Origin of the sequence: Nonlabens marinus S1-08 (genome assembly GCF_000831385.1) — a bacterium.
Lineage (GTDB): Bacteria > Bacteroidota > Bacteroidia > Flavobacteriales > Flavobacteriaceae > Nonlabens > Nonlabens marinus.
Window position 1 is genome coordinate 977668 of the sequence record NZ_AP014548.1, and the last position, 21434, is coordinate 999101.

24 protein-coding genes are annotated in these 21434 nt (G+C 39.6%); 12 read left to right on the forward strand and 12 right to left on the reverse strand.

All coding sequences use genetic code 11. The features are described from left to right. Positions 1-39: 39 nt before the first annotated feature. Positions 40-1170, forward strand: a complete 1131-nt coding sequence (locus NMS_RS04615; protein ID WP_197539476.1) for an endonuclease/exonuclease/phosphatase family protein — start codon at positions 40-42, stop codon at positions 1168-1170. A gap of 56 nt (positions 1171-1226) precedes the next feature. Here NMS_RS04615 and NMS_RS04620 read toward each other — a convergent pair whose 3' ends face one another. The 4 genes from NMS_RS04620 to NMS_RS04635 form a co-directional block, all read right to left on the reverse strand. After that, positions 1227-1589, reverse strand: a complete 363-nt coding sequence (locus NMS_RS04620; protein ID WP_041495647.1) for a YraN family protein — start codon at positions 1587-1589, stop codon at positions 1227-1229. A gap of 4 nt (positions 1590-1593) precedes the next feature. Beyond that, positions 1594-2496 (reverse strand): S66 peptidase family protein, encoded by a 903-nt coding sequence (locus NMS_RS04625; protein ID WP_041495648.1) that lies wholly within the window; start codon positions 2494-2496, stop codon positions 1594-1596. A 394-nt stretch (positions 2497-2890) separates the two neighbouring features. After that, positions 2891-3478 (reverse strand): hypothetical protein, encoded by a 588-nt coding sequence (locus NMS_RS04630; RefSeq protein WP_041495649.1) that lies wholly within the window; start codon positions 3476-3478, stop codon positions 2891-2893. Between the two features lie 38 nt (positions 3479-3516). Further along, on the reverse strand, positions 3517-4164 hold the full coding sequence (locus NMS_RS04635; protein ID WP_148311333.1) for a hypothetical protein: 648 nt from the start codon (positions 4162-4164) through the stop codon (positions 3517-3519). Between the two features lie 344 nt (positions 4165-4508). Here NMS_RS04635 and NMS_RS04640 point away from each other — a divergent pair, with 344 nt between their 5' ends. From NMS_RS04640 to NMS_RS04655, 4 genes are all read left to right on the forward strand, one after another. Beyond that, entirely contained in the window at positions 4509-5681 is a 1173-nt protein-coding gene (locus tag NMS_RS04640; protein ID WP_041495651.1) for a cupredoxin domain-containing protein, read from the forward strand. A gap of 420 nt (positions 5682-6101) precedes the next feature. Beyond that, entirely contained in the window at positions 6102-8189 is a 2088-nt protein-coding gene (metG, locus tag NMS_RS04645; RefSeq protein WP_041495652.1) for a methionine--tRNA ligase, read from the forward strand. A 10-nt stretch (positions 8190-8199) separates the two neighbouring features. Further along, the gene (locus tag NMS_RS04650) at positions 8200-8676 is read left to right on the forward strand and encodes a hypothetical protein (RefSeq protein ID WP_148311334.1); all 477 of its coding nucleotides are present in this window, start codon (positions 8200-8202) and stop codon (positions 8674-8676) included. A gap of 151 nt (positions 8677-8827) precedes the next feature. Continuing rightward, the gene (locus tag NMS_RS04655) at positions 8828-9271 is read left to right on the forward strand and encodes a hypothetical protein (RefSeq protein ID WP_041495654.1); all 444 of its coding nucleotides are present in this window, start codon (positions 8828-8830) and stop codon (positions 9269-9271) included. Between the two features lie 80 nt (positions 9272-9351). Here NMS_RS04655 and NMS_RS13965 read toward each other — a convergent pair whose 3' ends face one another. From NMS_RS13965 to NMS_RS04670, 4 genes are all read right to left on the reverse strand, one after another. Continuing rightward, positions 9352-9489 (reverse strand): hypothetical protein, encoded by a 138-nt coding sequence (locus NMS_RS13965; protein ID WP_173405814.1) that lies wholly within the window; start codon positions 9487-9489, stop codon positions 9352-9354. A 124-nt stretch (positions 9490-9613) separates the two neighbouring features. After that, complete coding sequence (locus NMS_RS14100; protein ID WP_052476723.1) at positions 9614-9826, reverse strand: PLDc N-terminal domain-containing protein; 213 nt, start codon at positions 9824-9826, stop codon at positions 9614-9616. A 46-nt stretch (positions 9827-9872) separates the two neighbouring features. Next, positions 9873-10748, reverse strand: a complete 876-nt coding sequence (locus NMS_RS04665) for a pirin family protein (protein ID WP_041495655.1) — start codon at positions 10746-10748, stop codon at positions 9873-9875. A gap of 10 nt (positions 10749-10758) precedes the next feature. Then, on the reverse strand, positions 10759-11634 hold the full coding sequence (locus tag NMS_RS04670) for a hypothetical protein (RefSeq protein ID WP_041495656.1): 876 nt from the start codon (positions 11632-11634) through the stop codon (positions 10759-10761). 326 nt (positions 11635-11960) lie between these two features. Here NMS_RS04670 and NMS_RS04675 point away from each other — a divergent pair, with 326 nt between their 5' ends. Next, positions 11961-14150, forward strand: coding sequence for a TonB-dependent receptor (locus NMS_RS04675; RefSeq protein WP_041495657.1), 2190 nt, complete (start codon positions 11961-11963; stop codon positions 14148-14150). An 80-nt stretch (positions 14151-14230) separates the two neighbouring features. On the opposite strand, the gene NMS_RS04680 is transcribed toward NMS_RS04675, so the two are convergent. The 3 genes from NMS_RS04680 to NMS_RS04690 form a co-directional block, all read right to left on the reverse strand. Further along, positions 14231-14734, reverse strand: coding sequence for a PRC-barrel domain-containing protein (locus tag NMS_RS04680; protein WP_041495658.1), 504 nt, complete (start codon positions 14732-14734; stop codon positions 14231-14233). Positions 14735-14748: 14 nt separating this feature from the next. Beyond that, a complete protein-coding gene (locus NMS_RS04685; protein ID WP_041495659.1) occupies positions 14749-15369 on the reverse strand; it encodes a hypothetical protein in 621 nt (206 codons plus the stop codon). Between the two features lie 302 nt (positions 15370-15671). After that, positions 15672-16100, reverse strand: coding sequence for a hypothetical protein (locus NMS_RS04690; protein WP_041495660.1), 429 nt, complete (start codon positions 16098-16100; stop codon positions 15672-15674). A gap of 184 nt (positions 16101-16284) precedes the next feature. Between NMS_RS04690 and greA the strand changes: the two genes are divergently transcribed. The 6 genes from greA to NMS_RS04720 all read left to right on the forward strand — a co-directional run bounded on the left by greA (position 16285) and on the right by NMS_RS04720 (position 20194). Continuing rightward, positions 16285-16761, forward strand: a complete 477-nt coding sequence (gene greA, locus NMS_RS04695; protein ID WP_041495661.1) for a transcription elongation factor GreA — start codon at positions 16285-16287, stop codon at positions 16759-16761. Then, positions 16762-17166: an HIT family protein gene (locus tag NMS_RS04700; protein ID WP_041495662.1), complete on the forward strand. Its 405-nt coding sequence runs from the start codon at positions 16762-16764 to the stop codon at positions 17164-17166. A gap of 3 nt (positions 17167-17169) precedes the next feature. Beyond that, positions 17170-17685 carry an ankyrin repeat domain-containing protein gene (locus NMS_RS04705; RefSeq protein WP_041495663.1) on the forward strand — a complete coding sequence of 172 codons (516 nt, stop codon included), beginning with the start codon at positions 17170-17172 and terminating at the stop codon, positions 17683-17685. A gap of 94 nt (positions 17686-17779) precedes the next feature. After that, complete coding sequence (locus NMS_RS04710; protein ID WP_041495664.1) at positions 17780-18190, forward strand: BrxA/BrxB family bacilliredoxin; 411 nt, start codon at positions 17780-17782, stop codon at positions 18188-18190. Positions 18191-18367: 177 nt separating this feature from the next. Further along, positions 18368-19111 (forward strand): lysophospholipid acyltransferase family protein, encoded by a 744-nt coding sequence (locus tag NMS_RS04715; protein WP_041495665.1) that lies wholly within the window; start codon positions 18368-18370, stop codon positions 19109-19111. Positions 19112-19192: 81 nt separating this feature from the next. Further along, positions 19193-20194, forward strand: a complete 1002-nt coding sequence (locus NMS_RS04720) for an acyl-ACP desaturase (protein WP_041495666.1) — start codon at positions 19193-19195, stop codon at positions 20192-20194. Positions 20195-20257: 63 nt separating this feature from the next. Here NMS_RS04720 and NMS_RS04725 read toward each other — a convergent pair whose 3' ends face one another. Next, entirely contained in the window at positions 20258-21355 is a 1098-nt protein-coding gene (locus NMS_RS04725) for an aldo/keto reductase (protein WP_041495667.1), read from the reverse strand. Positions 21356-21434 lie beyond the last annotated feature (79 nt).

The window sequence follows — 21434 nt, forward strand, 5'->3', positions numbered from 1 at the left end:
CAAATTTTACAATAACATAAACTTAGAATTATTTCTCATATGTTTAAATACATGATTGTCAGTGTGTTTTTCTATTTCGCTTTCGCGAAAGCGAGCCACGCACAAACTACAGAGGTGAAACAGTATAAGGTTCAGACAGTTGCCTTTTACAATCTTGAAAACTTATTTGATACCGAAGACGATACGAGCATCAACGATGAAGCCAGTCCGATGTTGGAAATGGACGCTGGAATCCGTGAGGAAGTTTATGAAAAGAAGCTTTCAAATATGGCTCGGGTCATTCGTAAAATAGGAGCCGATAAAGCTCAAACCGCACCCACGATTTTAGGGGTGTGTGAGGTAGAAAACCGAAAAGTGTTGGAAGACCTTGTTAGCCACCCATTATTAAGAGAGTTTGATTACGGCATTGAGCATTTCAACTCTCCAGACCGTCGTGGCATTGATACAGGATTTCTGTATAAGAAAAAAGAGTTTAAAGTGTTGAACAGTGTTTCTAAGGAATTATTGATTTACGACTTAGAAGACGGTGATCGTGTGTATACCCGCGATCCTATAGTCGTTACAGGAGAGCTCAATGGCGACAAAATGACTTTTATTGTAAACCACTGGCCATCGCGCAGTGGTGGGGAGCAGAAAAGTAGAAGCAAGCGTAATGCAGCTGCCCAGTTGAATAAGTCCATTATCGATAGCTTGCACAGCATCGATGCGATGTCTAAGATTTTTGTAATGGGAGATTTAAACGATGACCCTACAAATGAAAGTGTTAAAACGATATTGAATGCCCAGCTGGACAGAGAGACGGTGAAGCCTCAAATGATTTACAATCCTTATATGCAAATGTTGAAGGATGGTTACAATACCCTATTGTATAGGGATTCTGGAAATATTTTTGACCAGATCATGTTCACTTACCCAATGCTAGCGGAAGCAAATCAACCAGGTTATATATATTGGCAGGCTCACATTTACAATCCTAGTTTTTTGACAAATAAAACAGGATCTTACAAAGGGTATCCGTACCGCAGTTTTTTAGGCAACACATTTACTGGTGGTTACAGCGACCATTTTCCTGTATATGTATATTTAGTGAGAGAAATTACATCTGACGAAACGATGAACGCGGCTTTGAAAGATGCCAAGCAATCCGTCAAAGAATTAAAGAAGAATTAAATTCTGAAATTATAGAGTGCAGTTAAAATGCGTCTGGAAACAGACGCATTTTTTTATTAGAAATGATAAAAGGCATCTTTCAGATGTTCTACTTGAGTACCTCGTTTATTTTTAATGATAGCAATGATGTCAAAACGTACTTCAACATCAACATCTTCTAGCTCATGTACAAAATGATCTGATGTGTCCACCAATCGTTTGATTTGGCCGGGCTTTAAAAAGTCTTGTGGATCACCAAAATCTGGAGTAGAGCGAGTCTTTACTTCTACAATAACAACTGTGTTACCCATTCTTGCAATCACATCTATTTCACCTTTTAAATACACATAATTCCGTGCAAGTATTTGATAGCCAGATTTCAGCAAGTGGGCTACAGCAAGTTCTTCTCCAGCGGTTCCTAGATCATTGTGATCTGCCATGATTTTATTGTGATATGGTAACAGTAAGAGAACGGATATCTATGGTAATAGGCTTGCCTAAAACGAAACTATAATTATCAATAAGATGCCCAGCAGGAAAGTCAAAAATCACAGGATAACTCTTGCCTGCCGTATGTTCTTCAATAATCTCTCGGGCATTTTTACCAAATGGTATCTCGTGATCCTTCATGTCAGTCATTCCACCTATGACTAATGCTTTTAAATCATCCAGCTTCCCTGAACGTTTAAGCGTCGTCATCATCCGGTCGATATGATATAGGTATTCGTCAAGATCTTCTATAAACAAGATGTGATCTTTCAAATCAGGAAAAGTTGGGGATGATAGCATGCTCAATAGAACTGATAAATTCCCGCCTATCACTGGCGCAGTAATCACTTGCTCCTCTATTTCATTTGTATTTTCAAAAGTCAAAGATTGCGACTGTCCAGTAACAACCCGACTCCAGCTGCGCAACAATTCTTCTGATTTTTCAGGAAACTCTTGCGGCATGAAACAATGCACACTTTGCAATCCATGTCGCTGCCACAATCCATGCAAATTAGTAACGTCAGAATAGCCTAGCAACAACTTATTGCGACCTTCCAATATACTCAGGTCAATATCGTCTACAATCTTGATGCTTCCATAACCACCACGAGCGATCCAGATCGCATCAATGGCAGGATTTGCTAATGCTTCTTGAAAATCAGCAAGGCGTTCCTCGTTTGAGCCTCCATATTGATGGTGTTTTTTACCTATCGTTTTTCCTAGACTTACTTGATACCCTTGTGATTTGAGCCAGCCTATCGCAGGGGCAAGTTTTTCTACACTCGCAATTCTAGCGGTGCAAAGAATACGGATGTGAGAGTTGGATTCGAGCGGTGAGAAAGACTGATAATAGGGCATTACTTGTTTTAGGGAATTTATTAAAAATACAATATAAACCGCAGTTGTAAAATGAAAGCCCATGTGGCTTTGTGCTTGTGGGAAAGTTCGCTTTCGCGAAAGCGAAATACCCACCTCTTAAAATCTTTTAACAGACGAATTATTAAACCAGATCACCTATCAATTGTACCTGTATTATGATGACGACTCTGGGGGGCAAAACATCAAGGGACCGCCATAGGAGTTTTCAAAGACATTCTTACAAAGAACCTGAACCCTCGACAGCACCAGCACCTTTAACCCTAAGAGGTAAAAAAGTAAGGAATATTACTTCAACTGTAGGCACTAGGATCTTATAGCTACAGCATAAAAACTTCTACCAGAACAGGGTGTAAACTTTTTATTGTACCTAAAGTTATTTTGTAGCAGGGCCGTTAGTAACAGGAATATCCATTTGAACCCGGGTGATGTAAAGCTTGAGGTCTTTTGATTCAGGACTGGAAGAGTCAAAGCTATTATAACTGTAATATTCTGTTGGGATAAGATCTGATGTTGGACGTACCGCAAAAGTTATTTTTTTATCGACCAGGTTGCCGTTATCAATTTTCACTTTACCAGGTAGGTCGTAGCCTAGACCGTAAAATTTAACGCTCGCACCGTTAGCTTCTACTAGCTTTGTGATAGGGTCGCCTACGGTTCCATAAGGCGTGGTCCATTGTCCAGACTTATACCAATAAAGCGTTTCCGGAGTATCGCCGTTGTAGATAATGACCAGCTCATCTTCGGTTTCTGGATATAAAGTTTTGACGGTACGCTCGGCATTGTATTCGTCTAGAAACTTAGTTTCAGTAGATATGTTGGCATCATTGTATTCTTTTTCCCAATTTGGACCTGCTGATATTAAACTGACCAATCGCTCTGCATCCCAAGGATCCACAGATTCTTGATCATCTTTACAGGCAATCAAAGTAATAGCAAGAAATAGAATCAAAAATCGTTTCATGGAATTGAATTTTTCAGTTCACAAAGATAACTGTGCTTTTAAAACTTATAGGTAATGCTGGAAACGTATAAATGAAGTTTTTCAACATTTGCCGCGTCAGAATCAAAAAAAGTACTGCCCATAAACTCATATGCGTCCTCCTCATTGATGTCGTTATAACTAGGCGATACAAAAATGGAATACCTATCCTCATTGATAGAACCTCCATTGAAACGTATAAGGCCGCTGTAATCCCAGCCAAATCCAGCAAATTGTACTGCAGTTCCATTGATGTCATTCAGTTGCTTTATAGGCAGTCCTATATAAATAGGATGTCTAGTGCGCCAGCGTCCACGATCGCCATAAAGCATTTCAAAAGGTTTTCCATTCTCGTAAGAAACTAGGATTTGATCATCAGTCCCGCTATTGAAAATTTTGACAGGCCGCTCGATAGTCCCCTCACCGAAGAGCATCACATCTTCTTCCATAATCAAGTCAGGATAAGCGCTAGCCAGCCTATTTTCCCTAATCGCATCAGCTAGATTCTCGAGAGTCCAATAGGCAACTTCCTCTGGAGTATCCACTTTCATTTCGCTAGCTTCCACAGGGGACAAATCACTTGACCCGGCGTTGATAGGGGTGTCTCGAGATTCCTTTTTACAGCTTGCAAAACAGACGAATAAAGCACAAAAGAGAATTATTTTCATGAGTGTAGTGGTATTTACGCTTTCGCGAAAGCTTACAATTTACAGCTTTTACAGCTTTTTTAGGCTCATCTTATCTACAGGAATAAATGACCATTGCTAAAAAAATGATCTAAAGTCCTTTCATGGCATCAATATCTAAGAATGGTAAATAGTAATAGGATGGATGGAATGATGCTATAGAAGGTTGATGTGTATATTAATTTGAACGGAGATCCAATAATCTCATTTTCCTCTACCTTTTTACAACCTAAAGCCCTGTGTTTACGTACCTAAGTTATTAAACACTATTAATCGCGACTGAAAAGAACTTAGTACGCCTTAAACAAAACGAAAATTCAAAAAAAATGAAAAATTCAAAAAAATTATTGCTGACCTTGTTTTGTTTGCCTTTGGCATTCCTGAGCTGCGATTCTAATGACGATTTAGATGAAGCAAGTGAGCCGACCGTTGTAAATTCTAAAGTATACACATTAGGTTCTGTTAGCAATCCTTCCATATCGGGCACTGCTACATTTATAGAAAAAAGCGACGCTACTTTAAGTATAGAGCTTTCTCTTCAAAACACAAGCACAGGCAATACACATCCAGCGCACATCCATATGAATACGGCTGCTGAAACTGGTAGCATTGTTCTTGATCTTGAGGCCGTTGATGGAGCCACTGGAAAAAGTACAACCACCTTTAGCACTCTTAAAGATGGAACGCCTATAACTTATCAAGGTCTGTTAGGGTTTGACGGTTACATTAATGTTCATGAAAGTGCTACTAATCTGTCTACCCTGATTGCACAAGGCGATATAGGCCAGAACGAGTTGACAGGTGAAACTAAATCCTATACGCTCAATGCAACTGGTGGTTCAGGAATTAGTGGTAACGTGCAATTTGCTCAGCGTGTAAACGCTACAACACTTGTTACAGTTAATTTAAACGGTACTGCTAATGGTGCTAGTTATCCAGCTCACATTCATGAAAATGATATAGCGGCTACAGGTGCTATTATTGCTGGATTAAACCCAATCGACGGTACCACAGGAATAAGCAAGACTCAAATTTCTCAACTCGTTGGAGGAGCTGCCGTAACATATTCACAATTCCTAACTATTGACGCATATGTAAATATTCATTTGAGTGATAATACAGTAGTCGCACAAGCAAACATAGGGGCAAATGAAGGGAATAATACGGGCAGTGCAGAGTCAAAAACGTTTAATGTGACTAATAATGGGGCGACTTCATATATATTTAATGGAGATGGACAGACAAATGCAGTCAATCCTAATTTCACATTTAAAAGAGGAGGCACCTATACTTTCAATTTAAATACTCCAGGACATCCATTTTTGATCAAAACAGTTCAGGGTACAGGACAAGCAAATACGTATACCAATGGAGTAACGAACAGCGGTGCAGTATCAGGAGCTTTGACCTTTACAGTTCCTATGGATGCACCCAACACCTTATTTTACAACTGTGAATTTCACGGTTCAATGACAGGAACAATTACCATTACAGACTAGTTAGTTTAGTTTTCTATGAAACCGCAGTATGTCATTGACATGCTGCGGTTTTTTATGCTTAAGCGGGTGGTCATTTTTAATTCCATAGCTCTTTTATCTGTAAGCGATATTAAACAACCTCTATCTTAAATATGTTAAAGGCACAAATTGACATCTATCTACTATCAGTGCAAATTTTATCAATTATACGCCCTTACTTTTTAATACCACAATAAACATTTTGGCTTCAATGCGACCTACGCCTTGTATACCAAAAGCAATCGTTAATACCTTTTACTTGTTATGTTGTGGGATAGTTTTTTCGCTTTCCTGTCTGCCGACAGGCAGGCGCGAAAGCGAACTAACGATAACCATAACTGCTTTCATGAGCACATCAAAGCTGCTACAGTTATTGTAAATTTGTGGCTTTGATACGATTTCATGAGCAATCAACAACGATTTACGATTACCGCGGCATTGCCGTATACTAACGGACCGGTTCACATAGGTCACCTAGCAGGCGTTTACGTACCGGCAGATATTTATGCGCGTTACCAGCGATTAAAAGGTGCAGACGTTGCCTTTATTTGCGGGAGCGATGAGCATGGGGTGCCTATTACGCTTAAGGCCAAAAAAGAAGGCGTCTCACCACAGGAAATCGTGGATCGTTACCATAAGATCATTGGAGATTCTTTTGAAGAATTTGGTATCTCGTTTGATAATTACAGCCGCACTAGTGCGCCTATTCATCATGAAACAGCAAGTAAATTCTTTACTAAATTATACGATGATGGCAAGTTTATCGAGCAAGTCACAGAACAACTCTATGATGCTGAGGCTAATCAGTTTCTAGCCGACCGTTTTGTCGTGGGAACTTGTCCGAAATGCGGCAATCCAGAATCCTACGGCGATCAATGCGAGCGCTGTGGAACTTCTCACAACGCAACCGATTTGATCGAGCCCAAAAGCGCCATCACTGGCAACGTTCCAGAATTGCGCGAGACCAAACACTGGTTCCTGCCACTGGACCAATATAGTGACTGGCTCAATGAGTGGATTGTGGAAGGCCATGCGGCTGATTGGAAAACTAACGTATTGGGCCAAGTAAAAGGTTGGGTGACCGACGGTCTCAAGCCACGCGCGGTAACCCGTGATCTGGATTGGGGAATTCCAGTTCCTGTAGAAGGTGCTGATGGCAAGGTGTTGTACGTTTGGTTTGATGCGCCTATAGGCTATATATCAGCTACTAAAGAATGGGCAGCAGATAATGACAAGAATTGGGAAGATTACTGGAAGGATAAAGACACAAAACTGCTTCATTTTATAGGCAAGGATAACATTGTTTTTCACTGCATCATTTTCCCAGCGATGTTGAAGGCGCACGGTGAATTTATTTTGCCAGACAACGTTCCAGCAAACGAGTTTTTAAACTTGGAAGACGACAAGATCTCGACCTCTAGAAATTGGGCGGTTTGGTTGCATGAATATTTACAGGACTTTCCTAATCAACAGGATGTGTTGCGATATGTATTGACTGCAAACGCTCCAGAAACTAAGGATAATAACTTTACCTGGAAGGATTTCCAGGCGCGTAACAATAATGAATTGGTGGCCGTGCTGGGGAACTTTATCAATCGCGCCCTGGTATTGACGCATAAATATTACGATGGAGTAGTGCCGCAGCCTGGCGAGTTTACGGCGGTCGATCAAGAAACGCTTGATGCCGTTAATGCATTTCCCAAAAGCATAGAAGATAGTCTGGAACGATATCGCTTTCGCGAAAGCGCAAACGAGTTCATGAATCTCGCACGACTAGGAAACAAATACCTAGCCGATGAAGAACCTTGGAAACTCATCAAAACCGATCCAGAACGTGTCAAAACCATCATGTTTATTGGTCTACAAATTGCAGGAGCACTAGCCGTTCTTGCAGAACCATTCCTACCGCATACGGCTACGAAATTACAGGACATGCTCAACATCGCGTCAAATCCTGCAGCGAGACTGCGTACAGATCTAGTCAAGATCGAATGGAACGACATTGCTGAGAAACAAGAACTATTGCACCACGGCTACAAAATCAATACAGCCGAATTGCTATTCTCAAAAATCGAGGACGAACAAATAGAAGCGCAGCTGCAAAAATTGGAAGCAACCAAAGCTGCCAACAAATCCACAACACCTAATCTTATGCCACAGAAAGAAGAAACTAACTACGATGATTTCATGAAAATGGACCTGCGCGTTGCAGAAATCCTAACCGCAGAAAAATTGCCGAAGTCCAACAAATTGATGGTCATGACCGTAGATACGGGCATCGACAAAAGAACCATTGTTTCAGGAATAGCAAAGCACTACAGTGCAGAAGAATTAGTAGGCAGAAAAGTAACCGTTCTGGCGAACCTCGCACCCAGAAAATTGATGGGCGTAGAATCTCAAGGAATGATTTTATTAGCTGAAGATCCTGAAGGGAAACTGGTTTTTGTAAATCCGGATGATGCAATCGTGAATGGGGCGACCATAGCATAATGTAATTATTATGAAAGAATTTTTGCCATACCTATCGATATTCACTGTTTTTTTAGCTTCGTTTTTTGCTATAATGGGGGCTTATCTAAATGCGAAACAAAATGCAAGAAATAAATGGCTCGATGATTTTCGAAATGCTATTTCAAGTTATAGTTCATCTATACAACAATTTGAATTTTTTTCTGCAGAGGCAAGAATCGCTTTTCAATCTGGAAAGATAGAATTGGAGCAAATTGAAAAATACAAGCTGACAATTCAATCAATAACCAAAAACAATCAGGATGTTATGTACTTATTATTACCAAATGATAAAACCCATCAGTCATTACAAACAGCACTAAATAATCAGCAAATGCAAATAATTAGCTACGCGCAAACTGATTCAGAAGAATTGGATTTGAAAAGTGCCAGAATTTTTACCCTCGGAAAAACAATCTATCACAAAGTTCAAACTACTAATTATTTTAATCTGAGATCAACCCTATAATCTTGGTTTAATTGAACTTTTAAAACAATAGAGTTATAATTAAAATCAAAGTTCACTTTTGAAAGGAAAGGCGAAAATGTGGTTTTATAATTTTAGATGATGCTATAGTGAATGGAGCTACGATAGCATAACTTTAAATAAATTTTTAATTATGAATTTAAAAAGCGTAATGCTAATTGCTTCATTTGCCTTGTTGACTTCTTGTGCCTTGAAGCCTATTCCATCCCAGATGGAATATCAAAAAATTGAAAATGTTGAATTAGATCAGCTGGGCAACGGAAAGATTATGATATATAACGGCTCCAATGTTTTTCATAAAGCAGATAATACAGAAAGGCTCAATATTCACATAAACGATAAAGCTTTAGGGCAATTACGTGGAAGTGAATATGTAATCATTAATCTAACTGATGGAGATTACAAGTTTGACGTATTGCATCTTGACTTAGTAAATATGCGAAGTTCCCATGATGTCACTGTTAATTCACAGACTAAGGTTATTATGATCAGGCCAAACATTACTTCAAACAAATTAGAAGTCACCAATGAGCTTCCAGAAAAATGGGAGAAATTCAAGTATGTAGAGCCAAGATAGTCTGCTTCTCATGTTAATTTCATAACAGAAAAGGCGCAGAATTATTTCTGCGCCTTTTCTGTTTTCATATAGAAACTTAACTACTCTTCCTCGCTACTATTCTTTGCAGCCTCACCTTTCTTGATGGAATCTGGTTGTAGATTATCGTCCTTAGCAATTCCTTTAGCGTGAGGTATTGGGTGTTTTCCTTTAGTTTCTTCGAAGTTTGGCGTTTTCATAGTTTTCTTTTTTAATTAGTTCATCGCTCTAAAGCGATTTCCTACAAGTTAAAGAAAATGAGGTCAAGTTTTGTGGTTGCTAACATTACTTTACGATTTCTTGGGATTGAAATCGAATAAAATATTATTGAAGTTCTCTAACCTTTTCTTTTTGCCATAGGGCTAGATAAAGTAGAATTCCAATTACCGGCGCAAGAACAACCACTAGAATATAGATTAATTTGTTGTCATCTTTTTTAAAGGTGCTCCGCGCGATGTCAACGATGCAATAAATCCATAATCCGATTAAGGAAAGAACTAATATTAAAATAAAGCTAGCAGGCAAGAAACTGTCCATTTTCAAGAATTTATTAAAAATACAAGTATTTCTTGAATATTATAAGTTATTCCGGCAACGCCACATAAGTATCATCATTTTCCATCATAGGGAAAGTCTTGTCTTTCCAGGCTTCTTTAGCCGCTTCAATCTTGTCTTTAGAATGGCTTACAAAGTTCCAGTAGATATGCCGCTCTTCTGGGAACGGCTCACCGCCAAAAATCAGTATGTGGCTGCCGGCTTTGATGGTTATGTCGCAGACATCTTCGGTTTTACTGACCAGCATATTTCCTGCTTCAATCACGTCACCGCAAGCGGTAACACTTCCTGTGACGATGGTGATGCCTATTTCACCAGATAGATTTCCGGCGGCTTTGAATTGATAATCGGTTGTGGTTTTGATGTCAATCATGAAAAGCTCTGAATGCACAGGTACGGGTGATTCCTTACCATATCCTTTTCCAGCGACTAGTTTGAAGTCTGCGCCACGATCTTGCCATGCGGGCAACGCATCGGCTTCTATGTGGTAAAATTCGGGTTCGATATCTTCCAGTTCTTTTGGAAGTGCGACCCAAATTTGATAGCCGTGCATGGTAAATTCGGTATTGGAGGCGCGTAGGTGTTGAGGCGTGCGTTCGGTATGTGTGACTCCTTTTCCGGCTACCATCCAGTTGACTGATCCAGGTAAAATGGTTTGGTTGGTCCCAATTCCATCTAGGTGTTGCAACTCGCCTTCCATCAAATAAGTTAAAGTGGATAACCCGATGTGCGGGTGTTGATCCACATCCATGTATTTCTCTGGACCTAACGCTTCAGGTCCCATATGATCAATAAAAATAAATGGACCTACCATGCGCTTCTTACGGAAAGGAATCAATCTTCCCACTAGAAAGTCGCCTATATCGCGACTGCGCTCTTCAATAATTAAACCCGTGTTGGACATCTTTGGAAGTTTAGTTCATTGAGTTTGAGATTTTTCTTCTAAATGTAAAAAGAAAAAATATGCTAAATAATACTATAAAGGCGATCCCATAATCAAAGATTGATCTACCCAAATCAAAATGGTGCGAACGCTTCCTAGGTATAAGAATCAACGAATCTTCTCCCGCATCAATATTGCAAGCAGATAATGCATCGATATATGGTTTTTTGTCAACTGGAGCAACAACCTTTTCAAAATATGCGAACTCCTGAAAGTCTTGTTTGGTAAATGCCAGTCTCGATTCATTCAAAAATACCGCTACCTCCTCATTCTGTTTTTCATATTTTTTAATATTATTTAACTGGTCCTGATAATGAACGCCAAAATAAATGGTTTCTTGACCCTCAAAACGTCCAGCAAAGTTTAGATAGATTTTCGCATTATTGCCTCCTCTCATTCCTCTAATATTTATAGAGAGCAATGTGTCTTCGCAGGTCAATTTTTTTTCCAATCCGAATCTATTAATCCGAAAATAGCGTTCTTCAGGATAGTTTTTAATGGTAGCGGGTACCTGAACTGTGATGATTTCAAAAGCTGCTTTATGTAAGTTAAACTGACTTATGATTAGAGGTAAGGAGATAAGAAAAGCACAGAGAAAAGGAATCGTACGGCGCAGCTTGTCATGTCTGTAGTCAAGCAAGTTCAATTTTTTTCTATACCAAATAAATATTGGTATCCAAGGAAAGAAAAAAGGGATCCAGAAATTCCAAGCCCATTTTGGTAAAGTGACCCATCCAAGTTCAAAATCTAATAGCCATCTTAAGATATTGTAGCTAAAAAATGAACCTATCAATAAGGCGATAAATGGCAGGTATATCTTTTGCCATTTCGTCGAAAACTTGAACATGTATATGCTTAAAAAGTTCAATTTAAGGATAATGTATATTCCGCTTTCGCGAAAGCGAAATAAACCTTAAAATTATTTTTGATTTTACTTTCGATTCTGATTTTACACTGTACTTTTGCGGCATCTCAAGGGGTGCTTTTTTAACCGAAGGCTGAGATTATACCCGAGGAACCTGGGCAGGTAATGCTGCCAAGGGATTTGATAACAAGCCATTCTCGACTGTCGCTCGAATCGGCTTGCCATCAATAAACGAGAATCCTCTCAAACATTTTATTTTAACCAAGACCGAATAAATGCCCCTTTTATTTGAACTAATTTAAGTTCATATGAAACATTTTTCTGTCGCTGTACTAGCCGTTGCATTAACACTATCGAGCACGGTATCAGCACAAAACAAACAACCACAAGACACCACCAAAACAGAACAACTGGGTGAAGTACTTGTAAAAGCCGTAAGGGTAGATGCTAAATCACCCATTACCCACAGCAATGTGTCCAAGGAAGAACTTGCCAAACGTAACCTGGGGCAAGACATTCCTATGTTGCTCAATTTTTTACCATCTGTAGTGACTACCAGTGATGCTGGTGCAGGAATTGGCTATACAGGCCTGAGGGTGCGCGGTGTAAGTTCGCAGTCTACTAATGTCACCATCAACGGTATTCCTTATTCTGACGCAGAATCCCTAGGAACCTTTTGGGTGAACCTGGGTGACTTTGCATCCTCCGTCGAGAGTTTGCAATTGCAACGTGGTGTGGGAACCAGTGTGAATGGTAGTGGCGCCTTTGGCGCGAGTATCAATATATTGACTGATGTGGTCAATGAGGATGCCAGCGGAGAAATCTCCAATTCATTTGGAAGTTTCAATAGCCGAAAACACACGGTCAAATTCTCCACAGGACTGATGAACGATCATTTTGAAATTGCAGGGCGCCTGTCTAATATTGCCTCTGACGGTTACATTGATCGCGCCTCAACTGATTTAAAATCCTACTTTTTACAAGGATCCTATGTGGATGATAATACGTTGATCAAGGCCGTCACTTTTGGCGGTAGCGAGGTCACTTATCAGTCTTGGTTTGGTATAGATAAAGAAACCTTAGAAAACGACCGCACCTTCAATCCTGCTGGTCAATATGAAGATGAGAATGGTGTTACCAGATTTTATGACAATGAAGTGGATGATTATAAACAGGATCACTATCAGTTGCACTGGAATCAGCGATATGATGGGAATTGGTCTACTAACATTGGTTTGAATTATACCTATGGACGTGGCTTCTTTGAACAGTATAGAGAAGATGATGATTTTGACACCTACGGTTTTAACCCATTAGTAGTGAATGGTCAGCTCGTAAACTCTACTGACTTAGTGCGTCGCAGGTGGTTGGACAATGATTATTATGTAATCAATGCAAATGCCAATTATAAGACTAATGAACTCGACCTGATTTTTGGAACATCGTATAGTCATTATGATGGAGACCATTTTGGCGAAGTGATCTGGGCACGATTTGCCAGCCAGAGCAATATTAGAGATCGCTATTATGATGGAAATGGGAAGAAAGATGATTTTTCCGCTTTCGCGAAAGCTACTTTCAAACTTAATGATAGGGTGCAATTATATGGCGATCTTCAAGTGAGGAATGTGGATTATAGTACTTCAGGAATTAATTCTGATCTTTCGAATTTTGTGGTGGACGAGAATTTTACCTTCTTCAATCCTAAAGCAGGTATCACCTATGAATTGAATGAGATAAACGACTTGTATTTCTCATATGCTAGAGCAAATCGCGAACCTAACAGGAACGATTTTGAAAGCGACCCAAACATCAATCCAGAACAATTGAATGATTTTGAATTGGGATGGAGACATAAGAAAGGTAATTTCAGCTTTAATGCAAACAGTTACTTGATGCTCTACGACGAGCAGCTGGTACTGAGTGGTGAGATCAATGATGTAGGAGCACCCTTAAGAACCAATAGTGGGCAAAGTTACCGCCTTGGTTTAGAGCTGGAAGCAGTAATCCCTGTAACGCCTCAACTCACCTTACAACCTAATCTTGCGTTGAGCAGCAATAAGAATACGGAAACTATCCGTTCATTTGATGGCGAGATCCAAAATCTGGGAAGTACGGAGATTGCGTTCTCGCCTAGTGTGGTAGGAGCAAATGCTATCGTTTTCCAGCCGGTAAAGAATTTTCAAGTTTCGTTGCTTAGTAAATTTGTTGGTGAGCAATTCATGAGCAATACGGAGGCGCCAGCTTCAAAATTGGATAGTTATTTCACTAACGACATCAACTTGATTTATACCATAGAACCCAAGTCTATTTTTGAAACCATCACTTTTACTGGTCTAGTCAATAATATTTTTGATGAAAAGTATGTGTCTAATGGATACTATTTCACATTTGATGATGATTTTAGTAATCCGGGAATTGTAAATACGGTGGAAGGCGCTGGTTTTTACCCACAGGCAGGAATTAATTTCTTAGCAGGAATGACACTTAGTTTTTAGAAATAATTGCAGAGTGTAATACTTTGAGTCAGAAAAAACCCGAAAGTTGACTTTCGGGTTTTTTGGATTTGAAGAAATTTTTAGCGTTTGAATTCTTCTCGCTCATAAAAGGTATCATCCTGCGGATAATCCGTTTTATTTTCTGAACGCACATAAGTATCTAAAATAATGACCTCATAATCTCTATCAATACGAGTACCTTTTTTCACTCTCTTAGTTCGTGAAAAAGTATCGTGATTTATTTTAGTCGTGGAGACAGTTTCATTGTCTAAGTCTAAGTGAGCCATTCCTATGGGAATAATCACGTGGTTTTCGCCATCTTTATTAATGAAATTGTGTACGCCGTCTTTAGCCCTTGAACTGTAAGGTTGATAATTATTATCAATAACGGATTTATCTAATTCTACATCTAGATATACCACACGCTCTGTATTTTTATTGACTAAGAGGTTATCCACCTTTCCAATATTTCTATTGTCATTGTCCATGACTTCCCAGCCACGAACATCCTTATCGTCGTCAGCGACTTTGTAATTACTTAATTCTTCTAAATAATATAAGTTCTTTTTATTATCTGTATTCATGATTAATGAGTTTTTTATTTCATTTTTAAAAGCAAAGATTCAGCTGCTTTAAAAAATGTATTAACGTCAGTTTTTTGATTCAAAGTTTTTTCACTTTTTATAATGTCGGCGAGATTTTGCTCTACTGCTGACAGTTCATTAGTAAGATTCGGGAACTTTTCTTTTTGCAATGTGGAAAGTGCACGAGTGATAATACCACCAGATTGTTTTATCAAATCTGCATGATTCACTTTATATGGATTTTCCATGATTTGTTTAGCACTCTCTCTAGCCTCTCTAAGATCAGCTGTAACTTCCACATCATGAACATCTGCTTTTGCTTGTACGGCATCAATGAGTAATAGTAGAGCCCCATTACTATATTCATGGTCAATGCTCATTTGGCCAGTATCACCTATATAAGTAGAGTAGTTTTCCAATGCAGTTTCAAATTGGGAAATTGCTGCAGTATTTAGGTCATCACTTTGATCATCCATCCCATCACCTTCCATGACTTGTTCTGTTAGAACTTCATCGTCCATATCGTCTTCGTCATTTGCATATACAAAAAAGTAAATAATTGCTGCTAGGACTAGGATCGCTAGAAGTATCCAGGGCCAAACTGGTTTTTTCTTTTCAATTTTAATTTCTGCCATGATAATTCAGTTTTTAAGGTTAATAGTTGTGTTTAAGCTTTACTTGTCAATAAGTGAGTAGGTAATTTAAGTAGGAATCTACTTTATTTATGGAGTTTAGCATTACAAAATTATTATAAAATTCAAATAAATGGTTGGTATACAAGGGTCTAAGGATACCCCCTGTTTTCAATAGCTATATAAAAAGCAGATTGCCCAATTATCAATGAAGATTCACCTCTATTATTCAAACCAATGAAATATCAGTTCATTTAACGAGTATACTTTTGGAACAATTCAAACGAAGACTTAAGCATGAGATGCTAGTTAGACACAACGATAGTGCTCCCGCTACGATTGACTCGATAGGCTTTCATGCCATATTCTCCACTACCAGATTTAGGCTGGCCGAAGGTGATATCATAAGAATTTGAATCCTCTGGACAGGGACAAGTGGCAGTAAGGCCGCTTACTGTCATAGTGCTGCATGAATTAGGAGCATGATTGGGATCACTCAACTCAAAAGCGCTGTACTGATTATTACCCAGACTGTAAATTACAAAACCACGTATGCCTTGATTTCTAACAATCACGCTATTTCCAGCAAAATTAAGGCTAGAATATTGTGGCAAATCAGTGTTCAAACTGGCTTGAAATGAGATGTCAATCAGGAAAGGATTGCCACGGCGCCCGTCATCACTTTCACAAGAGAGCATTACTAGGGCAGCGAATAGAAACAAAATCTTTTTCATGGGAGTTCTCTAAGAGGTTAAAAGTATAACGATACTATTCATATTTCGTATATTTGCCCTATAAATCCCGCAGCAATGATGGGATTTTGTGTTTTGTAGAGACCTGTGTGTTTTACGGGTTGTGTTAATGAGTTCGCTTTCGCGAAAGCGTAAACTCCACACCATTATCTAAACCATTTGAATCATGAGTAACGTATCCTATTATACTGAAGAAGGCTTAAAAAAGCTCAAAGATGAGTTACACCACTTAAAAGATGTGGAGCGACCAGCGGCATCCCAAGCGATTGGAGAAGCCCGCGATAAAGGAGACTTGAGTGAAAATGCAGAGTACGATGCGGCTAAAGAAGCGCAAGGAATGCTGGAAATGCGCATTTCTAAATTAGAAGCTATCGTTTCTAACGCGAGGATAATTGATGAGAATTCGCTAGATTTGTCTAAAGCATTGATCCACAGTACGGTAAAAATCAAAAACCATAACAATAAAATGGTGATGAATTACAAGCTAGTGGCACAAAGCGAGGCAGACCTTTCTAAAGGTCATATAAGCGTGGATTCTCCTATAGGTAAAGGCTTGCTAGGAAAAGAAGTAGGCGATATGGCTGAGGTTACGGTACCAGTAGGAACCATCAAACTAGAAATCTTAGAAATATCTAGAGATTAAATAATGAGTGTATTTACAAAGATCATATCTGGAGAAATCCCTTCGTATAAGGTGGCAGAAACTGCTGACTTTTACGCATTTCTAGATATCAACCCTAATGCACCAGGACACACCTTATGTGTTCCTAAACAAGAAACCGATAAGCTCTTTGATCTAGAAGAAGACGTTTACACCCGTTTAATGCAATTTTCTAGGAATGTGGCGTTGTGTTTACGGGAAGAAGTGAGCTGTAAGCGATTGGGAATGGCTGTTATAGGCCTAGAGGTACCACATGTACATGTACATCTAATCCCATTGCGAGATATGGAAGACATGCGCTTTAGCAACAAGGTTTCCTTAGAAAATGAAGAGATGCAAGACATTGCAGATAGAGTGAACAATAGATATAATAACACGTTTAATTAAAAAATGGCAACACCTAAACAACCATTGGTCCCCTTCGATGCGTTGAGACGTATGCGCAGTCTTGTAGACCGCGATGCAACAGAAGAATTAATGACTTTACTAGATGATCATGGAGTCGATGCAAAAGATGCTGATGGAAGAACAGCGCTGATACACGCCTCATTTTTTGGTAAAGTAGAATTACTTAAAACCTTAATTGAAAAAGGCGCTGATACGAACCATCAAGATAAGATAGGTTACAGCGCATTGCACCACTGCAGCCTTGAAAAGCAAACAGAAACCGCACAGGTACTACTCAATAACTTTGCAGACCCTAACCTTTTAGATGAGCATGAAAACGGGCCATTATGGGTGGCGCTCATGAATTCTAAAGGAGATTTTAGACTAGTACGCCAGCTTATAGAGCATGGCGCAGATCCAGAAATTGAAAATTTGTACGAGCGTACACCAGAAGACCTGGCAGAAACACTCTATAAGAAAGAACTGGACGAATTACTAGAGGAAGACGAGGAAGAATAGACATCAGTTTCCCATACCAGACGATAGGAACAAATGATGACGGCTTCCTTAGCCAACTCAATAATTGCCATTACCTTTGTAAAAATTTAAAACTATGTACCCAGCAGAAATGGTTCAACCCATGCGTGATGATTTAGGAAACGCAGGTTTTGAACAATTATATACAGAAGATGCCGTAAAAGAGGCGTTAAATAAAAAAGGAACTACTCTAGTAGTTGTAAATTCCGTTTGTGGATGCGCGGCAGCAAATGCACGCCCAGGCGCTAAAATGTCTTTAGCAAACGACAAGAAGCCAGACAACTTAGTAACTGTTTTTGCAGGTGTAGATCGCGAGGCGGTAGACACAGCGAGAGCGGCTATGGTTCCATTCCCACCTAGTTCCCCAAGTATGGCACTATTCAAGGATGGTGAATTGGTTCACATGTTAGAGCGTCATCATATTGAAGGACGTCCTGCGGAGATGATCGCAGAAAACCTAAAAGAAGCATATAACGAGAACTGTTAGATAGCAAACCTTGTTTAAATGACTAAAACGCATTCCTTGATCGGGATGCGTTTTTTATTTGCATTAAGATGAATGCATGCTCGAGCATGGATCCTAGAAATTTGAAAATACTATGCATGCATACTGATTCCTTCCTACAGACTATTACAACGTTGACGCACAGACTATCTTTGCGGGATGCAGAAAATTATTTCCTATCCATTATCAGTTATTCATCTGATTTTGTTCTTTTTGGTCCTGTTGATTTTTCATCCCATACAATTGATATGCTACAAACTAGGCGGTCATAAACTGCATCAGCAAAGTGTCGCTTTACTCAATTGGTTTCTAATGGGAACACAGCTGGTACTCTTCAACCGCTTCTCGATCAATTATAAAACCGATTTACCTGTTGGACCTTCCTATATTTTTGTAAGCAATCATCAAAGTATGTTCGACATACCGCCGTTAATCTATTATTTGAGAAAATACTATCCCAAATTTGTGGCAAAGAAAGAACTCGCCAAAGGCATTCCCAGCATTTCATTGAATCTACGCATAGGAGAGAACTGTGCCATCGACCGTAAAAATCCTAAAGAAGCTGTAGTCGCTCTATCTAAATTTGCTAAAAACGTCCACGAAAAGAACCGCAGTGTCGTTATCTTTCCTGAAGGCACGCGTAGTCGCACGGGTGTTCCTAAGCCATTTCAGGTTAGAGGTTTACAAACTATTTTTAAATATGTTCCAGATGCGGTGATAGTTCCTGTTACAGTCAACAACAGTTGGAAAGTGGATCGCTACGGTAAATTTCCCTTCGGGATGGGGAACCATATCAAGGTTACGATTCATGAACCTATGCCCATAGCTGGTAAAGATCCTATTGAAATCATACAAACGGCACAGTCTGTGGTACATAACAGTATCACATCAACCGCCTTTTAATGCAGGAGAGTTGTTAATGTTTTCGCTTTCGCGAAAGCGTACTCACCTGAATCACTTAATTTTACATTTTTAATACAATAAATGATACAACCTCTTAAAAACATTCGAATCGAAGTCATGCAAACCCTAGAATCTAAGGTGGAGTCCTTCATGGACAAATTCCTGATTCCTGTGGAGAAGATATGGCAGCCAACGGACTTTTTGCCAGATTCCACTGTGGATGGTTTCTACGACAAATTGAAAGAACTACGTGAGCTTGCTAAGGAATTGCCTTATGATTTCTGGGTAACTCTTGTAGGAGATACCATTACTGAAGAAGCACTGCCAACCTACGAGTCCTGGTTAATGGACGTGGAAGGTGTGAACCAAATGGAAGGGAAAGGCAACGCCTGGTCTAAGTGGGTGCGTCAATGGACATCTGAAGAAAATCGCCATGGGGATGTGCTTAACAAGTATTTATATTTATCAGGTCGTGTGAACATGCGCGAGGTAGAAGTAACTACCCAACACTTGATCGCTGATGGTTTTGACATTGGGACGGACCGCGATCCTTATAAAAACTTCGTATACACGAGCTTCCAGGAATTAGCAACCTACATTTCGCACAACCGTGTGGCCAAAATGGCTAGAGAATACGGTAGTACTACTTTATCTCGCATGTGCCGTATAATTTCTGGAGACGAGATGCGTCACCATAAAGCTTATTCCACATTTGTAGATGAGATCTTTAAGATCGACCCTAGCAACATGATGATTGCTTTTAAAGAAATGATGGTTCACAAGATTGTAATGCCAGCCCATTTCTTGAGAGAATCTGGACAAACTATTGGTGCTGCGTTTGAAGATTTTTCTAACAGTGCGCAACGTATAGGTGTCTACACCGCTCAAGATTATATCGATATTTTGCAAAATTTGATTGATACTTGGGATATCGGTAATATCACTGATCTTACAGAGGAGGCGGAGAAGGCTCGTGACTATTTGATGAAATTACCTGCTCGTATGGAGCGCGTTGCACAACGCATGAAAATTCCAGCAGAATCTCACAAATTTAAGTGGGTGACACCGGCGTTGGTTTCATAACTCAACTGCGATAATCCAAATTTATAAACCCTATGAAATTCCAATTCATAGGGTTTCTTTTTATTATCCAATTCTCAAATCTTTCCAATAACTATCTGGCTTCAAACCTACTTTAGAATTTGGATAAATACGTTCCTGCATCTTGGGCTGGAAAAAGGTGTAAGGATAAGGAACGTCGGGCGCACTGCACTCGTTGAGTTTTTTCATCAACTCTGACGGGATTTCAAAATCAAGAGATTTCATATTGGCTTCAATCTGATTCATTTTAGTTGCACCTACAAGTACACTGGCAACGCTAGGCTGGCTGGCCGTCCAGTTGAGCGCAACGCTTGCCATAGGTTGGTTAATTTCTTCACTTACCTCATGTAGTGTTTTGACGATATTCCAGTTGCGCTCATTGTCTTTTGAACTTACCTCGCCGCCATTATCGGTAATGTGTTTCAGGCGACCTTTTACATCTTCTTGATCATCTATTCCAGGTTTGTATTTACCAGAGAGTAACCCGCCACCTAGCGGTGACCAGGCCATGATCCCAGCATTCATGTCTTGAGTTAGATCAATGTACTCGTGTTCAATACTGCGCTGGATCAACGAATACTCCAATTGCAATGCGCTAATAGGCTCATAATTGAATTGGCGAGTCAATGCTTGTGCTTTGCTGGCGTACCAAGCAGGAACATTAGAAAGCGCGTAGTGCAAAATCTTTCCTTCAGATATAAGATCATTGAGGGTTCGCAGTACTTCTTCCACAGGTGTCATGCGATCCCAACAGTGTAGAATGTAAAGGTCTATATAATCGGTTTTTAGTCTTTTGAGAGATTCTTCTAGCGTGCGGCGTATGTTTTTACGCGAGTTACCGCCGCCGTTGATGTGCTGGTTTTTACTAGTATTAAATGTAAACTTAGTAGCAAGCACGATTTCCTCTCGGTTTTGACGCTCCTTCATAAAATCACCTAGGAATTCTTCACTGCTTCCGCCGGTATACATATCTGCGGTATCCACAAAATTACCGCCATGATCTAGGTAGTAATCAAATATTTGAGCAGCATCTTTTTTGGCATTTCCCCAGCCCCATTCCTCACCAAAGGTCATGGTTCCCAAAGCTAATCGGCTTACTCTTAATCCGGTGTTTCCTAGTGTATAGTATCGTTCGATGGCCATTTTATACGTTTTGATGTTGAAGATAGTTTCGCTTTCGCGAAAGCGATATTAAACCCGTCTTAAACTTTCTTGAAGAAGT

Bases quoted from the DNA above. Each gene is read 5' to 3' on its own strand.
- NMS_RS04615 (WP_197539476.1), top strand. From the start codon at position 40: ATGTTTAAATACATGATTGTCAGTGTGTTTTTCTATTTCGCTTTCGCG.
- NMS_RS04620 (WP_041495647.1), bottom strand. From the start codon at position 1,589: ATGGCAGATCACAATGATCTAGGAACCGCTGGAGAAGAACTTGCTGTA.
- NMS_RS04625 (WP_041495648.1), bottom strand. From the start codon at position 2,496: ATGCCCTATTATCAGTCTTTCTCACCGCTCGAATCCAACTCTCACATC.
- NMS_RS04630 (WP_041495649.1), bottom strand. From the start codon at position 3,478: ATGAAACGATTTTTGATTCTATTTCTTGCTATTACTTTGATTGCCTGT.
- NMS_RS04635 (WP_148311333.1), bottom strand. From the start codon at position 4,164: ATGAAAATAATTCTCTTTTGTGCTTTATTCGTCTGTTTTGCAAGCTGT.
- NMS_RS04640 (WP_041495651.1), top strand. From the start codon at position 4,509: ATGAAAAATTCAAAAAAATTATTGCTGACCTTGTTTTGTTTGCCTTTG.
- metG (WP_041495652.1), top strand. From the start codon at position 6,102: ATGAGCAATCAACAACGATTTACGATTACCGCGGCATTGCCGTATACT.
- NMS_RS04650 (WP_148311334.1), top strand. From the start codon at position 8,200: ATGAAAGAATTTTTGCCATACCTATCGATATTCACTGTTTTTTTAGCT.
- NMS_RS04655 (WP_041495654.1), top strand. From the start codon at position 8,828: ATGAATTTAAAAAGCGTAATGCTAATTGCTTCATTTGCCTTGTTGACT.
- NMS_RS13965 (WP_173405814.1), bottom strand. From the start codon at position 9,489: ATGAAAACGCCAAACTTCGAAGAAACTAAAGGAAAACACCCAATACCT.
- NMS_RS14100 (WP_052476723.1), bottom strand. From the start codon at position 9,826: ATGGACAGTTTCTTGCCTGCTAGCTTTATTTTAATATTAGTTCTTTCC.
- NMS_RS04665 (WP_041495655.1), bottom strand. From the start codon at position 10,748: ATGTCCAACACGGGTTTAATTATTGAAGAGCGCAGTCGCGATATAGGC.
- NMS_RS04670 (WP_041495656.1), bottom strand. From the start codon at position 11,634: ATGTTCAAGTTTTCGACGAAATGGCAAAAGATATACCTGCCATTTATC.
- NMS_RS04675 (WP_041495657.1), top strand. From the start codon at position 11,961: ATGAAACATTTTTCTGTCGCTGTACTAGCCGTTGCATTAACACTATCG.
- NMS_RS04680 (WP_041495658.1), bottom strand. From the start codon at position 14,734: ATGAATACAGATAATAAAAAGAACTTATATTATTTAGAAGAATTAAGT.
- NMS_RS04685 (WP_041495659.1), bottom strand. From the start codon at position 15,369: ATGGCAGAAATTAAAATTGAAAAGAAAAAACCAGTTTGGCCCTGGATA.
- NMS_RS04690 (WP_041495660.1), bottom strand. From the start codon at position 16,100: ATGAAAAAGATTTTGTTTCTATTCGCTGCCCTAGTAATGCTCTCTTGT.
- greA (WP_041495661.1), top strand. From the start codon at position 16,285: ATGAGTAACGTATCCTATTATACTGAAGAAGGCTTAAAAAAGCTCAAA.
- NMS_RS04705 (WP_041495663.1), top strand. From the start codon at position 17,170: ATGGCAACACCTAAACAACCATTGGTCCCCTTCGATGCGTTGAGACGT.
- NMS_RS04710 (WP_041495664.1), top strand. From the start codon at position 17,780: ATGTACCCAGCAGAAATGGTTCAACCCATGCGTGATGATTTAGGAAAC.
- NMS_RS04715 (WP_041495665.1), top strand. From the start codon at position 18,368: ATGCAGAAAATTATTTCCTATCCATTATCAGTTATTCATCTGATTTTG.
- NMS_RS04720 (WP_041495666.1), top strand. From the start codon at position 19,193: ATGATACAACCTCTTAAAAACATTCGAATCGAAGTCATGCAAACCCTA.
- NMS_RS04725 (WP_041495667.1), bottom strand. From the start codon at position 21,355: ATGGCCATCGAACGATACTATACACTAGGAAACACCGGATTAAGAGTA.